Annotated in this window: 24 protein-coding genes; 1 reads left to right on the forward strand and 23 read right to left on the reverse strand. The window is 43.3% G+C overall.

Features of this window, described 5'->3' with window-relative positions; translation table 11 throughout:
• Positions 1–14: 14 nt before the first annotated feature.
• The 18 genes from rpsH to ARA78_RS11560 form a co-directional block, all read right to left on the reverse strand.
• Positions 15–416: a 30S ribosomal protein S8 gene (gene rpsH / locus ARA78_RS11475; RefSeq protein ID WP_022216649.1), complete on the reverse strand. Its 402-nt coding sequence runs from the start codon at positions 414–416 to the stop codon at positions 15–17.
• A gap of 23 nt (positions 417–439) precedes the next feature.
• The gene (locus ARA78_RS11480; protein WP_004850137.1) at positions 440–625 is read right to left on the reverse strand and encodes a type Z 30S ribosomal protein S14; all 186 of its coding nucleotides are present in this window, start codon (positions 623–625) and stop codon (positions 440–442) included.
• A 20-nt stretch (positions 626–645) separates the two neighbouring features.
• Positions 646–1,185 (reverse strand): 50S ribosomal protein L5, encoded by a 540-nt coding sequence (gene rplE, locus ARA78_RS11485; protein WP_004850134.1) that lies wholly within the window; start codon positions 1,183–1,185, stop codon positions 646–648.
• 20 nt (positions 1,186–1,205) lie between these two features.
• Complete coding sequence (rplX, locus tag ARA78_RS11490; protein WP_004850132.1) at positions 1,206–1,523, reverse strand: 50S ribosomal protein L24; 318 nt, start codon at positions 1,521–1,523, stop codon at positions 1,206–1,208.
• A gap of 12 nt (positions 1,524–1,535) precedes the next feature.
• Positions 1,536–1,904, reverse strand: coding sequence for a 50S ribosomal protein L14 (gene rplN / locus ARA78_RS11495; protein WP_022216648.1), 369 nt, complete (start codon positions 1,902–1,904; stop codon positions 1,536–1,538).
• A gap of 13 nt (positions 1,905–1,917) precedes the next feature.
• Positions 1,918–2,172 carry a 30S ribosomal protein S17 gene (gene rpsQ, locus ARA78_RS11500; RefSeq protein WP_022058713.1) on the reverse strand — a complete coding sequence of 85 codons (255 nt, stop codon included), beginning with the start codon at positions 2,170–2,172 and terminating at the stop codon, positions 1,918–1,920.
• Positions 2,173–2,195: 23 nt separating this feature from the next.
• Complete coding sequence (gene rpmC / locus ARA78_RS11505) at positions 2,196–2,399, reverse strand: 50S ribosomal protein L29 (protein ID WP_004850126.1); 204 nt, start codon at positions 2,397–2,399, stop codon at positions 2,196–2,198.
• Positions 2,389–2,826: a 50S ribosomal protein L16 gene (rplP, locus tag ARA78_RS11510; RefSeq protein WP_022216647.1), complete on the reverse strand. Its 438-nt coding sequence runs from the start codon at positions 2,824–2,826 to the stop codon at positions 2,389–2,391. Before rplP ends, rpmC begins: the two co-directional genes overlap by 11 nt.
• Positions 2,826–3,491: a 30S ribosomal protein S3 gene (gene rpsC / locus ARA78_RS11515; RefSeq protein WP_022216646.1), complete on the reverse strand. Its 666-nt coding sequence runs from the start codon at positions 3,489–3,491 to the stop codon at positions 2,826–2,828. Before rpsC ends, rplP begins: the two co-directional genes overlap by 1 nt.
• 10 nt (positions 3,492–3,501) lie before the next feature.
• Positions 3,502–3,888, reverse strand: a complete 387-nt coding sequence (rplV, locus tag ARA78_RS11520; protein ID WP_004850120.1) for a 50S ribosomal protein L22 — start codon at positions 3,886–3,888, stop codon at positions 3,502–3,504.
• A 33-nt stretch (positions 3,889–3,921) separates the two neighbouring features.
• Positions 3,922–4,200, reverse strand: coding sequence for a 30S ribosomal protein S19 (gene rpsS / locus ARA78_RS11525; protein WP_022216645.1), 279 nt, complete (start codon positions 4,198–4,200; stop codon positions 3,922–3,924).
• A 16-nt stretch (positions 4,201–4,216) separates the two neighbouring features.
• On the reverse strand, positions 4,217–5,062 hold the full coding sequence (gene rplB / locus ARA78_RS11530) for a 50S ribosomal protein L2 (protein ID WP_022216644.1): 846 nt from the start codon (positions 5,060–5,062) through the stop codon (positions 4,217–4,219).
• A 98-nt stretch (positions 5,063–5,160) separates the two neighbouring features.
• On the reverse strand, positions 5,161–5,460 hold the full coding sequence (rplW, locus tag ARA78_RS11535) for a 50S ribosomal protein L23 (RefSeq protein ID WP_004850114.1): 300 nt from the start codon (positions 5,458–5,460) through the stop codon (positions 5,161–5,163).
• Positions 5,460–6,080 carry a 50S ribosomal protein L4 gene (gene rplD, locus ARA78_RS11540; protein WP_015533790.1) on the reverse strand — a complete coding sequence of 207 codons (621 nt, stop codon included), beginning with the start codon at positions 6,078–6,080 and terminating at the stop codon, positions 5,460–5,462. Before rplD ends, rplW begins: the two co-directional genes overlap by 1 nt.
• A gap of 23 nt (positions 6,081–6,103) precedes the next feature.
• Positions 6,104–6,787 carry a 50S ribosomal protein L3 gene (rplC, locus tag ARA78_RS11545; RefSeq protein ID WP_015533789.1) on the reverse strand — a complete coding sequence of 228 codons (684 nt, stop codon included), beginning with the start codon at positions 6,785–6,787 and terminating at the stop codon, positions 6,104–6,106.
• Positions 6,788–6,947: 160 nt separating this feature from the next.
• The gene (gene rpsJ, locus ARA78_RS11550) at positions 6,948–7,259 is read right to left on the reverse strand and encodes a 30S ribosomal protein S10 (RefSeq protein ID WP_004850108.1); all 312 of its coding nucleotides are present in this window, start codon (positions 7,257–7,259) and stop codon (positions 6,948–6,950) included.
• A gap of 331 nt (positions 7,260–7,590) precedes the next feature.
• Positions 7,591–8,490 carry an OST-HTH/LOTUS domain-containing protein gene (locus tag ARA78_RS11555; protein WP_055273745.1) on the reverse strand — a complete coding sequence of 300 codons (900 nt, stop codon included), beginning with the start codon at positions 8,488–8,490 and terminating at the stop codon, positions 7,591–7,593.
• 63 nt (positions 8,491–8,553) lie between these two features.
• Positions 8,554–9,753 carry an SAM-dependent methyltransferase gene (locus tag ARA78_RS11560; RefSeq protein WP_330376003.1) on the reverse strand — a complete coding sequence of 400 codons (1,200 nt, stop codon included), beginning with the start codon at positions 9,751–9,753 and terminating at the stop codon, positions 8,554–8,556.
• Positions 9,754–9,865: 112 nt separating this feature from the next.
• On the opposite strand from ARA78_RS11560, the gene ARA78_RS11565 reads away from it, so the two are divergent.
• Positions 9,866–10,729 (forward strand): class I SAM-dependent methyltransferase, encoded by an 864-nt coding sequence (locus tag ARA78_RS11565; protein ID WP_015533786.1) that lies wholly within the window; start codon positions 9,866–9,868, stop codon positions 10,727–10,729.
• Between the two features lie 150 nt (positions 10,730–10,879).
• Here the strand turns inward: ARA78_RS11565 and ybaK are convergent, their stop codons facing one another.
• From ybaK to ARA78_RS11590, 5 genes are all read right to left on the reverse strand, one after another.
• Positions 10,880–11,377, reverse strand: coding sequence for a Cys-tRNA(Pro) deacylase (gene ybaK / locus ARA78_RS11570; protein ID WP_118017398.1), 498 nt, complete (start codon positions 11,375–11,377; stop codon positions 10,880–10,882).
• A gap of 123 nt (positions 11,378–11,500) precedes the next feature.
• Complete coding sequence (locus ARA78_RS11575; protein WP_055223145.1) at positions 11,501–12,859, reverse strand: citrate/2-methylcitrate synthase; 1,359 nt, start codon at positions 12,857–12,859, stop codon at positions 11,501–11,503.
• A gap of 186 nt (positions 12,860–13,045) precedes the next feature.
• A complete protein-coding gene (locus ARA78_RS11580) occupies positions 13,046–13,642 on the reverse strand; it encodes a metallophosphoesterase family protein (protein ID WP_022216638.1) in 597 nt (198 codons plus the stop codon).
• 49 nt (positions 13,643–13,691) lie between these two features.
• Positions 13,692–15,650, reverse strand: coding sequence for a BMP family ABC transporter substrate-binding protein (locus ARA78_RS11585; RefSeq protein ID WP_055273750.1), 1,959 nt, complete (start codon positions 15,648–15,650; stop codon positions 13,692–13,694).
• A 355-nt stretch (positions 15,651–16,005) separates the two neighbouring features.
• Positions 16,006–17,370 carry a sensor histidine kinase gene (locus ARA78_RS11590; RefSeq protein WP_055280560.1) on the reverse strand — a complete coding sequence of 455 codons (1,365 nt, stop codon included), beginning with the start codon at positions 17,368–17,370 and terminating at the stop codon, positions 16,006–16,008.
• Between the last annotated feature and the right edge of the window lie 3 nt (positions 17,371–17,373).

Genomic DNA, 17,373 nt, shown 5'->3' on the forward strand with positions numbered 1-17,373 from the left:
TTGCCGTCCTCCTTTTACCAAATAAACGCAAGTACTTCTCCACCTACGTTCTGTTTTCTAGCTTCCTTATCTGTTAATACACCCTTGTTTGTGGAGATAATAGCAGTTCCAAGTCCACCAAGTACTCTTGGAAGCTCATCCTTGCTTGCGTATACTCGAAGACCAGGCTTTGAAATTCTCTTAAGACCTGTGATGATCTTCTCGTTCTTATCTGCACCATACTTCAATGTGATCTTGATTGTCTCGAACTTACCGTCCTCAACGATATCTACAGCCTTAACATATCCTTCTGATAAAAGTATGTCGGCAATAGCTTTCTTCATCTTTGAAGCAGGGATTTCTACTGTATCATGCTTTGCTGTATTAGCATTACGAATTCTTGTAAGCATATCTGCAATTGGATCGCTCATTGACATAATAAATTTCCTCCTTCTTACTCTTACCAGCTTGATTTCTTAACGCCAGGAATCTGTCCCTTATATGCTAACTCACGGAAGCAGATTCTACAAATTCCGTACTTCTTTAAAACTGAGTGTGGACGTCCACAAATGCTGCAACGTGTGTACTCTCTTGTTGAGAACTTCTGCTTGCGCTGCTGCTTAACTTTCATTGATGTCTTAGCCATTTCTCGAATCTCCTCCTTTATTATTTGCTATAAGGCATGCCGAACAGTGTAAGTAACTCACGAGCTTCCTCGTCAGTCTGTGCTGTTGTTACGCAAATTATATCCATACCTCTAACCTTATCTACCTTATCGTACTCGATCTCAGGGAAGATAAGCTGCTCCTTAATACCGAATGCGTAGTTACCTCTTCCATCAAATCCGTTTGGATTGATACCTCTGAAGTCACGTACACGTGGGAGTGCAAGATTTACAAGACGATCAAGGAACTCATACATCTTCTCGCCACGAAGAGTTACCTTACATCCGATAGGCATTCCCTCTCTCAGCTTGAAGTTAGCTACTGACTTCTTTGCTCTTGTTACAACTGCCTTCTGACCTGTGATTGTCTCAAGATCCTTGATAGCAGCGTCGAGAACCTTAGCGTTCTCTCTAGCTTCACCAACGCCCATATTGATAACGATCTTATCGAGCTTTGGTATCTGCATTACATTCTTATATCCAAATTTCTCAACCATGGCGCTCTTAATTTCAGCGTCATACTTTTCTTTAAGTCTACTCACCTAAGACGACCTCCTTCCAATTAATCTATCTTCTCTGTCTTGCCATCAACTTTGGCTACACGAACCTTATCCTTACCAGTTCCTTCAAAACCAACTCTAACTGGCTTGCCCTTGTAAAGATACATTACATTAGAGATGTCAAGTGGGGCTTCCATCTCGATGATTCCGCCCTGCTGGTTAGCCATGCTTGGCTTGCTATGCTTAAATACTTTGTTGATTCCTTCAACTACTACGGTACCATTCTTCTTATCTACTGAAACGACCTTTCCGCTCTTGCCCTTGTCCTTACCAGCGATAACCTGTACCATATCATCTTTCTTAATCTTCATTGTTGCCATAGTCACACCTCCTTATAATACTTCAGGTGCAAGTGATACGATCTTCATGAATTTCTTATCACGGAGCTCTCTTGCAACTGGTCCAAAGATACGTGTACCTCTTGGATTCATATCGTCTTTTATAATTACAGCAGCGTTCTCGTCAAACTTGATGTATGAACCATCCTTACGACGAGCGCCATGCTTTGTTCTAACTACAACGGCCTTAACTACATCGCCCTTCTTTACAACTCCGCCTGGTGTTGCATCCTTAACAGAGGCAACGATGATATCGCCGATATTCGCATATCTTCTAACTGATCCGCCTAACACTCTGATACAAAGTAACTCTTTTGCACCTGTGTTATCAGCAACTTTAAGTCTTGTTTCCTGCTGAACCATTTAATTTGCCTCCTTACTTTGCCTTCTCGATGATCTCAACAAGTCTCCATCTCTTATCCTTTGATAATGGTCTTGTCTCCATAACCTTTACTCTATCGCCAATCTTGCACTCGTTATTCTCGTCATGAGCCTTCAGCTTTACTGTTCTCTTTACAATCTTACCATAAAGAGGATGCTTAACATTATCTACGATAGAAACAACGATTGTCTTATCCATCTTGTCACTTGTAACTATACCAACACGTGTTTTTCTCAGATTTCTTTCCACAATAATTCCTCCTTCCAAGATAATTAAGCATTAGCCTTCTGGGCTATAACTGTCTGTATTCTTGCTATATTCTTTCTAACGTCCTTGATTCTGCTTGTGTTGTCAAGCTGATTTGTAGCATTCTGGAATCTCAGGTTGAATAATTCCTTCTTTGCAGCTACTAAATCTTTCTGGAGATCGTCAACGGACTTGCTATTTAATTCGTTCATAAAATCCTTAGTTTTCACTGCCTGCTACCTCCTCTAACTCTTCCTTTGATGCGATCTTACACTTAAGTGGAAGCTTGTGCATAGCGAGTCTGAGAGCCTCTTTAGCTACCTCCTCAGGTACGCCCTGAACCTCAAACATAACTCTGCCTGGCTTAACTACTGCTACCCAATACTCAAGTGCTCCCTTTCCAGAACCCATTCGGGTCTCAGCTGGCTTTGCTGTAACTGGCTTGTCAGGGAAAATCTTGATAAATACCTTACCACTACGCTTCATATATCTTGTCATTGCAATTCTGGCTGCCTCGATCTGGTTTGACTTGATCCAAGCTGGCTCTAATGCTACGAGACCATACTCACCGTTTGTAATCTTATTGCCTCTAAGTGCCTTACCAGCCATTGTTCCTCTGAACTGCTTACGACGCTTTACTCTCTTTGGCATTAACATTATTTATTTCCCCCTTCCTTTACTGTCTTTGTTGGAAGTACTTCACCATGGTAGATCCATGTCTTTACGCCAACCTTACCATATGTTGTATCTGCTTCAGCAAATCCGTAATCGATATCAGCACGGAGTGTCTGAAGAGGAATTGTTCCCTCGCTGTAGAACTCTGTTCTAGCCATATCAGCACCGCCAAGACGACCTGAACATGCACACTTGATACCCTGTGCACCTGACTTCATTGTTCTGCCCATGCAAGACTTCATAGCCTTTCTGAATGCGATACGATTCTCAAGCTGTGCTGCGATGTTCTCTGCAACGAGCTGAGCGTCAGCATCCGGCTTCTTGATCTCCTTAACGTCGATAAAGAGCTTCTTATCTGTTAACTTCTGAGCGTCAGCCTTGATCTTCTCGATTCCGGCTCCACCCTTTCCGATTACTACTCCAGGCTTAGCTGTGTATAATACGATCTTTACATTCTTTGCTGATCTCTCGATCTCGATCTTTGAGATGTTTGACTTGTAAAGAGTTGTCTTTAAGTATTTTCTAAGGATCTGATCTTCTGCTAAGTTCTTAGCAAACTCGTCATTTCTCTTGTCAGCATACCAGTTTGAATCCCAATCTTTGATAATGCCGACTCTTAAACCATGAGGATTAACTTTCTGTCCCATATTTTACCTCCTATTTCTCGTCAAGCACGATTGTGATGTGGCTTGTTCTCTTCTCGATTCTATATGCTCTACCCTGTGCTCTTGGATGAACTCTCTTCATTGTAGGTCCCTTGTTAGCGTAACACTCTGCTACGTAAAGGTCCTCCTTCTTCATGCCATTGTTGTTCTCAGCGTTAGCAATAGCAGACTTCAAAAGCTTCTCTATAACGCTTGAGCCATATCTTGGGTTGTATTCTACGATAGCAAGTGCTGTCTGAACATCCTTACCTCTGATAGCATCAAGCACAAAACATGCCTTGGTTACTGATACTCTTGCGTATGAAACCTTAGCTGATGGTCTTGTATCTTTGTTCTCATTTCTGAGTCTCTTGTCATGGGATCTATGTCCTTTAGCCATTTTGAAAAGTCCTCCTTTCAAATATTCCTAATATTATCTTCTACCCTTCTTTTCGTCCTTACCATGACCTCTGTATGTTCTGGTAACTACGAACTCACCGAGCTTATGTCCTACCATATCTTCTGTTACATATACTGGTACGTGCTTTCTTCCATCATGAACGGCAAATGTGTGGCCAACGAATGATGGGAAGATTGTTGAACGTCTTGACCAGGTCTTTATAACTTCTGTCTTATTAGCAGCGTTTAAAGCATCTACCTTCTTAAGCAGATGTGCATCTGCGAATGGTCCTTTTTTTAATGAACGAGCCATATTTCTTCCTCCTTAACTATTTAACATTCTTACCGTCTCTACGTCTTACGATCAACTTATTAGACTGCTTGTTCTTCTTTCTTGTCTTGAGACCCATTGCTGGCTTGCCCCATGGAGTAGAAGGACCTGGACGACCGATAGGTGCTCTACCTTCTCCACCACCATGTGGATGGTCATTAGGGTTCATGACAGAACCACGAACTGTTGGTCTAACGCCCATATGACGCTTACGACCGGCTTTACCAATGTTAACAAGGCCATGCTCGATGTTTCCTACCTGTCCAACTGTTGCTCTACAGATAATCGGAACCATTCTCATCTCGCCTGATGGAAGTCTAAGTGTTGCATACTTTCCTTCCTTAGCCATGAGCTGTGCAGCGTTTCCTGCTGAACGAACTAACTGTCCGCCCTTACCTGGATAAAGCTCGATGTTGTGTACCTGAGTACCAACTGGAATATTCTGAAGTGGAAGACAGTTACCAACCTTGATCTCTGCCTCTGCGCCATTCATCAGCACATCGCCAACTGCAAGCTTGAAAGGAGCAAGGATGTATCTCTTCTCTCCATCTGCATAGAACAGAAGTGCAATATTTGCTGATCTGTTTGGATCATACTCGATTGCAGCTACTGTTGCTGGAATACCATCTTTGTCATTTCTCTTGAAATCTATTATTCTATACTTTCTCTTAGCACCACCACCGTGATGTCTTACTGTTATCTTACCCTGATTGTTACGACCGGCTGTCTTGCTTGTTGAAACAACGAGTGACTTCTCTGGAGTTGTCTTTGTGATCTCTGAAAAATCAAGGCCAGTCATATTTCTTCTGGAAGGTGTATATGGGTTATATGTCTTAATTCCCATTGTTGTTCTCCTTTCGGTTCAATTTATTCTCACGCTTTGATTGCGTATACAACTAATGTGATGAGCGGCTATACTGTGCAGCCACCCACAGCTATATCTTAAAGTCCCTCGAAGATCTCGATGTCCTTGCTGTCAGCTGTAAGCTGAACGATAGCCTTCTTGTACTTTGCTGTGTTACCAAGTGTCATACCACGTCTCTTGACCTTACCGTCATTGTTCATTGTGTTGACCTTTGCAACCTTTGTTCCCTCGAACATCTTCTCTACAGCTTCCTTAACCTGTGACTTGTTTGCTTCTGGATGAACAAGGAATGTATATTTCTTCTCAGCCATAGCGTTCATGCTCTTCTCTGTGATCACTGGCTTAAGTATAACGTCATAATATTTGATATCTGCCATTATGCGTACACCTCCTCAATTGCTGCAACTGCTTCCTTAGTAAGAACAAGCTTCTCATACTTGAGAATATCGTATACGCTAAGTGAATTAGCTACTGTTGTCTTAACTGTTGGAATGTTGTTTGCTGAAAGAACAACGTTATTGTTCTTATCCTTTGTTACTACAAGAGCCTTAGGAGCTGAAAGCTTTGCAAGGATCTTTGCAAATACGCTTGTCTTAGCCTCCTGAAGATCAAGCTTGTCAACTACTACCAGCTTGTTCTCAGCAACCTTTGATGAAAGTGCTGACTTCATAGCAAGCTGCTTCTCTTTCTTATTCATCTTAACTGAATAATCTCTTGGCTTTGGTGCGAATACAACTCCGCCGCCTGTCCACTGTGGAGATCTTGTTGAACCCTGTCTAGCATGACCAGTTCCCTTCTGTCTCCAAGGCTTTCTTCCACCACCAGAAACTTCTGAACGTGTCTTAGCGCTCTGTGTTCCCTGACGGTTGTTGGCTAACTGACCAACTACAGCCTTATGCATTATATGCTCATTTATTTCTACACCGAAAACTGCATCATTGAGCTCTAATGTCTCAACTTCTTTGCCTTCAATGTCATAAACCTTAACTGATGCCATTGTTGTCTCTCCTTTCCAAAGCCCTACTTACCAGACTTTACTGTATCTTTAATCATAACCAATGACTTCTTTGGTCCTGGAACAGCGCCCTTAACCAAGATTACATTGTTCTCAACATCTATTTTAACTACCTCAAGGTTCTGGATTGTAACTCTTACGCTACCCATATGTCCAGGCATCTTCTTGCCCTTGAATACTCTACCTGGAGTAGTTGCAGAACCGTTTGAACCTGCATGTCTGTGATACTTTGAACCATGTCCTGAAGGACCTGACTTAAGGCCGTGTCTCTTAAGACCGCCTGCGTATCCCTTACCCTTTGACTTAGCAGTAACATCAATCTTGTCGCCAGCAGCAAATACGTCTGCCTTGATCTCTGCGCCAAGCTCGTACTCAGCAGTGTTCTCAAGTCTGAACTCTCTATAGAAAGCCTTTGGAGTTGTTCCTGCCTTCTTAGCATGACCAACCTCTGCCTTACCAGCACCATGTGGATTTCTGATAACTTTCTTTCCTGATACGTCCTTTGTTGTTACTCTTTCCTTCTTCTCGCCGAATCCTACCTGAATTGCATCGTAACCGTCATTCTCAACTGTTTTGATCTGGGTTACAACACATGGACCAGCCTGCAATACTGTAACTGGTGTTAATACACCGTTCTCGTCGAAAATCTGTGTCATTCCGACTTTTGTAGCTAATATAGCCTTCTTCATTTCTGTTTCCTCCTAATTTAATTCACAGCGGATTGCATCTGCAATCATACTAAATTACATCCGAAAATGCATTAGGTACTGTTATTTAATTGTTTCTGCGGTTTGTTTTAAATTAGTCCGCATCTAATTGGGTTTCTTTTGAATTGCTGTCTGACTTTGATTATTTCATCTTAACATCGATGAACACGCCAGCGGACAGATCGATCTTCTGTAATGCATCAATTGTCTTCTGAGTTGGTGCTACAACATCGATAAGTCTCTTATGAGTTCTCTGCTCAAACTGCTCTCTTGAGTCCTTGTACTTATGAACTGCTCTTAAGATTGTGATCTTCTCAATCTTAGTAGGCATTGGAACTGGTCCGCTTACCTTTGCGCCAGTCTTCTTAACTGTATCAACAATCTGTGCTGCTGCCTTGTCGATAAGTTTGTGGTCATAAGCCTTAAGTGTAATTCTCATAATCTGATTTGCCATAAAAAAAGCCGCCTCCTTTTCGCACTTAATCTTAGTACAACAAGCGGTGACTGTACACTCTCCCGTGTGTGTCCTAAGTTAAAACCCAGAACCATCACGTCGTTTCTGTCCTCTTGACAGACGGTTATATTGTACAGTGACTTGTCGCCAGTTTTGTAAATTGACATTCGCTCCACGAAAAACCTGCGTCATATATGTACGCAGCAACCTCCGCTTCTCAGCTATCATGCCACAGCACGTTTGATTATATACTAGGGGTTTCTTTAAATCAAGAGGTTTTTTTAATTTTTTTATGTTTTTTTGAATTTTTTTAACGGGTATTTACAGGGTATCACTCGCCAGATTCACTCAGCTTGAATGTCCTCTTCATCTTGATCCCCTTGTTGTCCCATATCTCAAACTTCGAAAAGCTTAAGATGAACCCGTAATCTGTATGGTAACCATAATTCTCCATCGCAAACCCAGGGAATCTGCTTCGAATCGCATCGAGCAGCTCTGCCATATCATCTATCTTATATCCCCTGCCCGTCATATACTCATATGCAAATGTGTCTATCTCCTCCCTGTCATCGACCAACGTCAGCTTTGTCACGCCATTCTCATCGGTATAAACCTTCACTCCACTCACATTATTCTCCACAAATGTATCAAGATGAGTATAGCCATAATTTCTGACATCAAAATCCGGGTATCTTCTCACAACGCCTTCATACACCTGTTCCATGACAGCATCTCTTCCCTGTCCTTTATAATAGGAAGAAACCGAATATATCTCCTTTGCTATATCACCTATATCCGGTATATCAGCAGTGCATTTTCCTCCGGCAAGAACATCTATATACATATATCTCTGGGCGCTGTTCACAAGGATTTTGTCTGCGTCACATGGACCGGCAACCACAACCTCTATATCCGTGAGCCTCAGCTTGTCGAGAAGCGGTACTGTCAGACTGTCCCCCGTTGCTATATATATGCGCTCTGGCTTTGAAAGCGCAGCATCCGCCATAACCTCCACGGCCAGCGCAACCATCGCCGATGACACCTTATACTCTCCGTGCATGCAGTCCTGTATTCTGAACCTCCCTGCACTCTCCACAAAGCTGTCATCGTCTTTGTCGGAATTAAACATCTTGCAGATCACAAGCTTGTCCGTTCTGATTATATCCTCATATATAACAGGCACAGCCTTTGCCTCTATGCTATCACAATCTATATACAGCGCAGCCCTCATGATATCCTCCTTAATAATATGCCACAACCATCACACACACAACAAACCACAGGTTTAATCCAATTATATCCTGCCATCTGCCTTAATCATCTCCATCAGAGTCTGTCTGAATCCAAACTCCTCACAAAGTGCTTCCGCATCCTTAAGAGCCTTCTTTCTCCTGTCCGGAGATACATTTTTCTTCACAGCTCTTATGAGCAGATTTTTAGGCGAATGTGCAATGTCTATAAATTCCATTATATCAGTCTTATATCCACACGCCTCAAGCATATGTCCGCGGATGGAATCTGTTGCCAGCGCAGCTATCCTCTCCTTGATGATACCGTATCTTGTCAGCGCAGCCAGTTCATCAGAATGCATCTGTTTATTCAGCTCATGCTGGCAGCAAGGCACGGACAATATATACTGTGCGTTCCAGCAAATGGCATTGTACAGCGCATAGTCCGTGGCAACATCACACGCATGCAGCGTCATGACCATATCCACATCCACATCCGTCTTATACCCATTTATATCCCCAAGTTCGAATTTTAGTCCGGTATATCCAAACTGTTCCGCCAGCGCATTGCAGTCTTTTATCACCTGCTCCTTGAGATCCAGGCCGGTTATATGGACATCAAGCCCCTTAACCTCATGCAGATAATAATAAACTATAAATGTCAGATACGATTTGCCGCATCCAAAATCTACTATATTAATAGAAGGTTTGTTGTAGCTCTTCATGACATTGTCCACGATCTCCGCAAATCTGTTGATCTGCTTAAACTTGTCATACATGGAGTGCACGACCTTGCCATTCTTTGTAAATATGCCCAGATGGGTAAATACAGGGATATCCATTCCCTCTTCAAGTATGTATTTCTTTCTTCGGTTGTTCCCCTGAACAGTTATGAGTTTATTCTCCGTGTGCCTCTTATTCACAGCTACTTTGCCCTTCTTTGAGATCTTCACATCCCACTCCTCCCGGGCCGAGAACATGTTTATCTGTCTGAATCCATCCTGCAGATCTCCGGCCAGTGCTTCTTCAAGCTCGCCCTCATCTATATTCTGGTGGAACACCTGCTTCTCCGTATACCTTTCTATCTGAAAGCACCTTTTACCGCCTATGATTTTTCTCTCAAATACCACTTTTCTATATTCACCGCGTCCGCCACTGAGGATAATCTTGTGGGGATCACTCTGTACCATCTCTTCTATTAATTCTTTTATACTTATATCTGCCATTATTCCAACTTCTCCATTACCAACAATCTGTATCGTCATTAATCTCTGTCATCAATCTATGCACACAGCAGCCTTGACGCAGTGCTTTGATACAAGTATAATCTATAGGATATATTTTTTGAAGTTATTTTTATAAGGAAGGATTACATATATGTGGATAGCAGATGGATGGAAGGATTATGAAGTTATTGACTGCTCTGACGGAGAAAAGCTTGAGCGTTGGGACAAATACACTCTACTCAGACCAGATCCCCAGGTTCTGTGGAGCACTCCAAAGAAAAATCCTGCATGGAATAAACTGAACGGACATTATCATAGAAGCAACAAAGGCGGCGGAGAATGGGAGTTTTTCAGCCTGCCTAAGCAGTGGACAATAAATTACAGGGATCTGACTTTCAATCTGAAGCCATTCAGCTTCAAGCACACTGGTCTGTTCCCTGAGCAGGCTGTCAACTGGGACTGGTTCAGCGAACTGATAAAGAACTCACCTAAAAAGGATATTAAGGTGTTGAACCTGTTCGCATACACAGGGGGCGCAACATGCGCAGCCGCCAAAGCCGGAGCTGCAGTCACCCATGTTGATGCATCCAAGGGAATGGTTACCTGGGCAAAGGAAAACGCAGCATCATCAGGGCTCGCCGACGCACCGATCAGATGGATAGTTGACGACTGTGTGAAATTTGTCGAAAGAGAGATCAGACGAGGCAACAAATATGATGCGATCATCATGGATCCTCCTTCATACGGCAGAGGACCAAAGGGTGAGATATGGAAGATCGAAGAGAAGATCCATCCTTTCATCAAGCTCTGCAGCCAACTTCTCTGTGACAAGCCGCTTTTCTTCCTTGTAAATTCATATACAACAGGTCTCGCGCCTGCGGTGCTCACATATATGATATCCACAGAGGTAAAGAGCAGATTTGGCGGACATGTTGTGGCAGATGAGATCGGACTTCCTGTCACAGAGACAGGTCTTGTTCTTCCTTGCGGTGCCGCCGGAAGATGGCAGAGATAACAACGGATCGGTCGAGGCAGATACATTTTGCAGATAAACTAAAAGCAGGAATATGAAACCCAGCAAACTTCGTTATAGGGGCTCATATTCCTGCTTTTTTTAATTTTTCAGCTTCTTAATTTCAGCTTTTTTGTCACGTAATTTAGTCCTTTACACCGTCACATCCACATACTCCAGACGTATGACCTTCTCCAGATCCGCAGGGGCTATCTCTATCTGATACCCAACCTTACCCGCACTCACATACATCTTATCAAGATTTTCAGCACTTGCATCTATCGTGGTCCTGAAAAACTTCTTCATACCGATAGGTGAGCAGCCGCCATGTATATATCCGGTAAGAGGGAGGAGTTCCTTTGCCTTGAGCATATCTATCGACTTCTCTCCCACAGCCTTCGCAGCTTTCTTGAGATCAAGTTCCTCCTTGACAGGAATTACAAACACGTAATTTGCGCCGGACTTCGCAACGGTCACCAGGGTCTTATACACATACGCAGGATCCTGTCCAAGTATGGCAGCAACCTTCTCTCCATTCGTCTCGCCCGTCTCCACATAACAATAATGGTTGTACTTTATCTTCTTGCTGTCAAGTATGCGCATGACATTTGTCTTTTCCTCAGTCTTTGCGTTCTTATTCTTATCTTTCATGTTCCAGTTCATCTCCTTGTCATCAAATGCACTAAGCGCCCCAACCTTGTCTATTGAAGATTGAAGCGCTGTATGCATGTCTATTGTATTCTCCGGCTTTATCTTAATCTGCCGTACATAACTTTATCTGTCTTCCATCGGCAGATACTCTTTGTGTGTTCCCACATACTTATATGCAGGTCTGATGATCTTGCCGGCATTGACAAGCTCCTCTATTCTATGCGCCGACCATCCTGCAATACGTGCGATGGCAAATATAGGAGTAAACAGCTCGATAGGGATACCGAGCATCGTATATACAAATCCACTGTAGAAGTCTACATTTGCCGATATAGGCTTGCCGCTGCGTCTTCTGGCCGCAAGCAGTCTTCCTGATATCTCCTCAACCTTCTTGTACAGCTCAAATTCCTTTGTCCTGCCCTTCTCCTGGGCAAGTCTCTCTGCATATCCCTTGAGTATCCTAGCTCTAGGATCTGAGTTGGTGTATACCGCATGACCCATTCCATATATAAGGCCTGAATGGTCAAAGCCATTCTTGTCAATAAGTCCTGTGAGATATTTCTCCAGTGCAGCCTCATCATCCCAGTTCTTGACATGGCTCTTGAGGTCATCAAACATCTGCTGAACCTTGAGGTTTGCACCACCATGCTTAGGTCCCTTCAGCGATCCAAGTGAACTTGCAACTGCAGAATATGTGTCTGTTCCTGTCGACGATACTACATGAGTTGTAAATGTGGAGTTATTACCACCACCATGCTCAGCGTGTATAACCAGACATATGTCAAGCACCTGCGCCTCAAGCTCTGTATATTTCTTATCCGATCTGATAAGCCTCAGGAAATTCTCCGCAGTGGAAAGCCCCGGCTTCGGATTGTGTATTACAAGACTCATGTCGTGGAAATAGTGCTTGTAGCCCTGATAACCATATGCGGCAATCACAGGGAACTGTGCTATCAATTCCATACACTGTCTGAGAACATTCTCTATGCTTATATCATCCGGATTATCATCATATGAATAGAGTGTGAGAACACATCTCTGCAGAACGTTCATCATATTCTTGCTTGGTGCTTTGAGGATAACATCTCTTGTAAACTTTCTAGGAAGCTCCCTGTAGCACTCCATCATCTCAACAAATCTCTTAAACTGCTGCTCATTTGGAAGCTTTCCAAACAACAGAAGATACATAGTCTCCTCAAATCCGAATTTACTTCCGTGAAAACCTCTCTCGAGATCCTCAACATTGTACCCTTGATAATACAGACGACCATCAGTCGGCACTCTCTCTCCATCTATTACATCATATCCTATGACATCAGATATCTCTGTGAGTCCCGTGAGTACACCTTTTCCTGTGGAATCTCTGAGGCCTCTCTTGACATCATAATTGACATAGAGGTTCTGGTCTATCTTGCCAGATTCTGTACAATAACCTGTAAGCTCATCCAGTATTCTGTTATATTCCTCGCTGTTTCTTTCCAAACCTCATGTCTCCTTCCTTTATCCAATCCCTGTTCATCATCCCGGAGCTTCTCCGGATCTTATCAATAAACTATATCAACTCACCACAGTTTATCAAAAAAACTCCATTTTCGCAAGAAAGACAGCAATAAATTTGATTTATTCCTGTCTTTTCGCCAAAATTATTTAATTTCAAAATATTTCTGCCTAAATTTCAATAATATATCTCTCATAGGCATTTATGATCGTCGTGTCCTCGTATTTTGATTCGCGGACAAAATCTCTTCCATAATTTATATGCACATGGCCATGGACAAAATACTTAGGTCTGTACTCCTCCATAAGCGTTCTGAAACACTTAAAACCTGTATGTGGGAGATCCTCGGAATCATTTATCCTGTATGCAGGCGAATGGGCAACAAGTATGTCAAAGCCCTTGTTCCTCATGATCTTAAACCTGAGTTTCCGTACTCTTTTGGCCATCGCACGCTCGGAATACTGATGATCCGCACCACCAAACTTGTATTCCATCGAACCGCCAAGTCCCAGAATTCTGACACCCTTATACACATAAAGCTTGTCGTCTATGCACTCGCAGCCCCCCGGCGGTGTATCCTTGTAGCACACGTCGTGATTGCCATGGACATAGAGAACGGGCGCATGACTGAATGTCGCAAGGAACGACAAATACTGTGGCGATAAATCGCCACAGGATATTATCAGGTCTATTCCCTCGACCTTACTCTTATCAAAATAATCCCACAAATACTTGGATTCTTCATCCGCCAACAACAAAATCTTCACGTATCTATTCCCCTGTACTACAGTATACCTTCTCCGTAGGAGATTTATCTTATTTCACTTCCGGAACCGACTTGAGCTCCAGACTCTCCGGTGTGTCTATACCCTGAAGTGCAACTACCGTCTTTGCCTCATCGACAAGATCGTCCTCTGTAGGGAGCATGCCCACTACATTTTCAGCAAGCCAATCCATCTTGAGTATATCTTCATGGAGCATCGCTCCGTCATCTTCATTTCTCACTATTCCGTTCTGGGATGTAAGCTTTCCGCTGAACGGTGTGATAGCGCCCTCTCTTATGAGGTTTGTCATAACCGATATGAGCTTCTGTGTTCCGGCCGGAAGGTGCTTTGAGCATATGACGTCAACTATTCCCGCTGACATACCCCACCAGTAGCTTATCGCATTGCTGGTCTCGTTCTTCTCCTCCTGCTTCCAGTTGCCCTCCAGTATGGATCTAAGGATCCTCTCATAGAATGCACCCCAGTTGTAGAAAGGCATGGCAAGGTTGACGACCTCTCCATTCTGATCATAGTGATAAAGTCCGAAGTTTCGTGACGCATCATCCGGCATGATCATGTCTCTATCGGATATATATGTTATTCCATTTCTCTCGAAGAACTTCTGTGGATCAGCATTCTTAACCTTCGTCCACTGCAGATATATCTTTGCCCTAGGGTTGACCATCCTTGCTCCGATGGCAAATGCATTGATGTTCGCTGTTGTTCCGAATATCGGATAATCAGCTACATATCCTATCTGTCCGTCAGCACAAAGGCTTCCCGCTATCATACCGGTGAGGAACTTCACCTCGTACATTCTTGCATAATAGGTACGCACATGGCTGTTCGCAAGGCTGAGGGAACAGTTAAGTATCTTTATCTCCGGGTGGAGCACTGCAGTCTTAAGAGCCTCAGGAAGCATCTCAGGCCCTGTCGTAAATATCACATCATACTTCTCATCCACAAGTCTTCCAAGGCACTCTGTCAGCTTGGCAGGTGTATCCACATTACAGAAGGTTCTGCTGTCGACAGAATCTCCGAGTTTATTCTCCATGTCCATTCTACCCAGTTCATGGCTGTATGTCCAGACCGAGTTGGCTGGCGACTTATCATACACAAATGCCACCTTCAGGTTCGAAGGGCCTGATGGCTTTATAACCCTGTCGAGTATGGACTTCTTAGGCTCCACAGGATCAAGCTTTGGAAGAACCGTCTTATCCTTCTTCTCATTTGTGAGGACTATCTCATTCCATACCTTGTCAACACTGTCCTTCACCTGGGATGTAGTCATGTTCTTAAGAGCTTCATAGCCATACACATTGAGGAATACAAGCATGGCATCGTCCACTGTTATAGTAAGCTCCTCATTGCCCTTCTTAGCAAGATAAGCCTTCTCAAATGCGAGATGTGCCGAGTTGAAATCCAGTCTCTCATCCTCTGTGAAAACCGCATCCTTAGTGATCCCTATGAACTCCCTGAGCTTATCATATCCACCGAGCTGTGAGAAATATACATAGTTGATCCCCGTCTGCTTGTGGAAATCTATAAATTCAAAATATATCTTATTCTCAAGTGAGTCGGTCCTTCTAGGTATCTTTCTTGTAACCATGGCAGGAACTGAGTCCGCACCAAAGTATTTGAGCACACTCACTCTCTTATTTCCTTCTACTACATAGAATTTGTTCATATACTCATATACCTTTATCGGGTCATGTATACCTTCCTCTATGTGGGACTCACACAATGCGGTCCATTTCATTCCAAATTCAGTATGATAATCCAATATAGGCATAAAATTACTAGCAAACGCCGTCGTCCTTGCAGCGGTAGCGGTTCCAACCACGCGGTCAAGCGATATGGTCTGGAGACCAAGATTCACCTCACCCACAGTGTCGGATGGTGATATTATTTCATCCAAAACCGGAAGATATGGATATTCATTTTTTGCTACGGCTGCCTGATATCTCTTCTCACCAAGCTTCTGAGCCCTTAAATATTCGTTTGCTGACATACTATCACTCTCCTTATTCAAGACCATATAGTAATACTATAAAATTCAATAATCAAGAATTTGTTTCCTTCCGATCCGCCAAAATTATCTGCCTTTCAACTGCATGTTTTGTGAATTATGTATAAACCGCATTGTATGTTATGCATAATTACCACTTGATTTTTTTCGTAACATGCTGTATTATATTATTAAATTCAGAAGATTTCACATATTTTCGAACTTAATGTCGGTGTGTGTGAATACCAATATACTTAAGGAGTCTGGCTAATACACTTCCACCAGGCTCCTTTTTATTGTAGCATCTATTCTGTTCTTTTACAGCATTCCCCATCAAAATTCATTGATTTCGACTGCATCATTGTTCATCTTCCCTATATGCGTCAAATGTAACCTTTATGTCAGTTCCCTTACCTGGTTCACTGTCCATATCAAGCTGTGCATTGTTGCGGGCAACTATATGCTTTACTATGGCCAGGCCAAGTCCTGTGCCACCTGTGGACTTCGATCTGCTCTTGTCCACTCTGTAGAATCGTTCAAATATCCTCTCCTGATGCTCCTTCGGGATTCCTATTCCCGTATTCTTCACCCTGAGTATAACCTTGCCATCCTCTGCCTTTACAGATACATCCACACTTCCATTCTTATTGTTATATCTGATGGCGTTGTCTGTGAGGTTATACACAAGCTCCTCCATCATCATCTTGTTCGCATATATATATCCGTGACTGCCATCATAGCTGAGTGTCACACTGTTCTTCTCTGCGTTTATCGCCAGCATATCCGTGGCTGTTCTGGCTATGACCGCCAGATCGATCTTCTCCATCAGTGGCGCATCCTCAGATACATCCAGCTCTGACAGTCTGATTATGTCATTGATGAGGGTGAGAAGTCTGTTGGAGTTCTTGTGGATCTCAGTTGCAAAATGATGTACATCCGCCTCGGTGGCCATACCTGTCTCGATAAGCTCCGAATACCCCGATATGGATGTGAGCGGCGTCTTGAGCTCATGTGATACATTTGCCGTGAACTCCTGTCTCATCTGTGAGCTCTTCACTATATCCGCATGCTGCTTCTGTATCATATCTATAAATGGCCGCATCTCCTTGTACGCAACTATGTGGGTATCGTCGTCCAGACTGTTTGCCATCTGCTCTATTGGTTTCAATATGTTTCTGGTCAGATAGTGTGTCACTATGATGGTGACACAGACCAGGATCGCCATCACCACCAGCATGACCGGCACAGCCGCAAGGAACATACTGATTACATTGTTGGTCTCCCTCGCTATTCTCAGCACCCTTCCAGACTTGAGCAGTATCGCATAGTAATATGTGCTCTTATTGAGGGTTTCCGACTTTCTTATAACCTGTCCATCACCATTTTCAAATGCCTCTGCTATCTCTGGTCTGTCAAGATGGTTCTGCATGGAAATCTCATCGGCCTGATTGTCATACAGAACACTGCCGTCGGGCGCTATAAGCGTCAATCTGAGGTCATTGGTATCCACGCTTGCATACACACCGGGGTCATCCGCATCGAAATCTCCGGTATTCTTAAGCACCTCAGCATACCCCTTCAGATCCCTTATGATCTCCGCCTTGTACACCTCATAGAATATAAACGTCGACAGGACCATGGTCACCGCTATGGCCACCAGTGAAAAGATAATAAACTCCAGATTGATAACCTTTTTCAGTCTTTTATCGTCTCTCTTACCCATATG

This window comes from Coprococcus eutactus (genome assembly GCF_001404675.1).
In the GTDB taxonomy this organism is placed as follows: Bacteria; Bacillota; Clostridia; order Lachnospirales; family Lachnospiraceae; genus Coprococcus; species Coprococcus aceti.

What these genes read in the sequence shown, in the direction of transcription:
- rplV (WP_004850120.1), bottom strand. Translation starts at nt 3,888, where the DNA reads ATGGCTAAAGGACATAGATCCCATGACAAGAGACTCAGAAATGAGAAC.
- ybaK (WP_118017398.1), bottom strand. Translation starts at nt 11,377, where the DNA reads ATGAAAGATAAGAATAAGAACGCAAAGACTGAGGAAAAGACAAATGTC.
- rplN (WP_022216648.1), bottom strand. Translation starts at nt 1,904, where the DNA reads ATGGTTCAGCAGGAAACAAGACTTAAAGTTGCTGATAACACAGGTGCA.
- ARA78_RS11480 (WP_004850137.1), bottom strand. Translation starts at nt 625, where the DNA reads ATGGCTAAGACATCAATGAAAGTTAAGCAGCAGCGCAAGCAGAAGTTC.
- rplB (WP_022216644.1), bottom strand. Translation starts at nt 5,062, where the DNA reads ATGGGAATTAAGACATATAACCCATATACACCTTCCAGAAGAAATATG.
- rplW (WP_004850114.1), bottom strand. Translation starts at nt 5,460, where the DNA reads ATGGCAGATATCAAATATTATGACGTTATACTTAAGCCAGTGATCACA.
- rpsH (WP_022216649.1), bottom strand. Translation starts at nt 416, where the DNA reads ATGTCAATGAGCGATCCAATTGCAGATATGCTTACAAGAATTCGTAAT.
- ARA78_RS11565 (WP_015533786.1), top strand. Translation starts at nt 9,866, where the DNA reads ATGTGGATAGCAGATGGATGGAAGGATTATGAAGTTATTGACTGCTCT.
- rplX (WP_004850132.1), bottom strand. Translation starts at nt 1,523, where the DNA reads ATGGCAACAATGAAGATTAAGAAAGATGATATGGTACAGGTTATCGCT.
- rpsJ (WP_004850108.1), bottom strand. Translation starts at nt 7,259, where the DNA reads ATGGCAAATCAGATTATGAGAATTACACTTAAGGCTTATGACCACAAA.
- rpsC (WP_022216646.1), bottom strand. Translation starts at nt 3,491, where the DNA reads ATGGGACAGAAAGTTAATCCTCATGGTTTAAGAGTCGGCATTATCAAA.
- rplP (WP_022216647.1), bottom strand. Translation starts at nt 2,826, where the DNA reads ATGTTAATGCCAAAGAGAGTAAAGCGTCGTAAGCAGTTCAGAGGAACA.
- ARA78_RS11585 (WP_055273750.1), bottom strand. Translation starts at nt 15,650, where the DNA reads ATGTCAGCAAACGAATATTTAAGGGCTCAGAAGCTTGGTGAGAAGAGA.
- ARA78_RS11590 (WP_055280560.1), bottom strand. Translation starts at nt 17,370, where the DNA reads ATGGGTAAGAGAGACGATAAAAGACTGAAAAAGGTTATCAATCTGGAG.
- rplC (WP_015533789.1), bottom strand. Translation starts at nt 6,787, where the DNA reads ATGAAGAAGGCTATATTAGCTACAAAAGTCGGAATGACACAGATTTTC.
- ARA78_RS11555 (WP_055273745.1), bottom strand. Translation starts at nt 8,490, where the DNA reads ATGAGGGCTGCGCTGTATATAGATTGTGATAGCATAGAGGCAAAGGCT.
- ARA78_RS11560 (WP_330376003.1), bottom strand. Translation starts at nt 9,753, where the DNA reads ATGACGATACAGATTGTTGGTAATGGAGAAGTTGGAATAATGGCAGAT.
- rpsS (WP_022216645.1), bottom strand. Translation starts at nt 4,200, where the DNA reads ATGGCTCGTTCATTAAAAAAAGGACCATTCGCAGATGCACATCTGCTT.
- rplD (WP_015533790.1), bottom strand. Translation starts at nt 6,080, where the DNA reads ATGGCATCAGTTAAGGTTTATGACATTGAAGGCAAAGAAGTTGAGACA.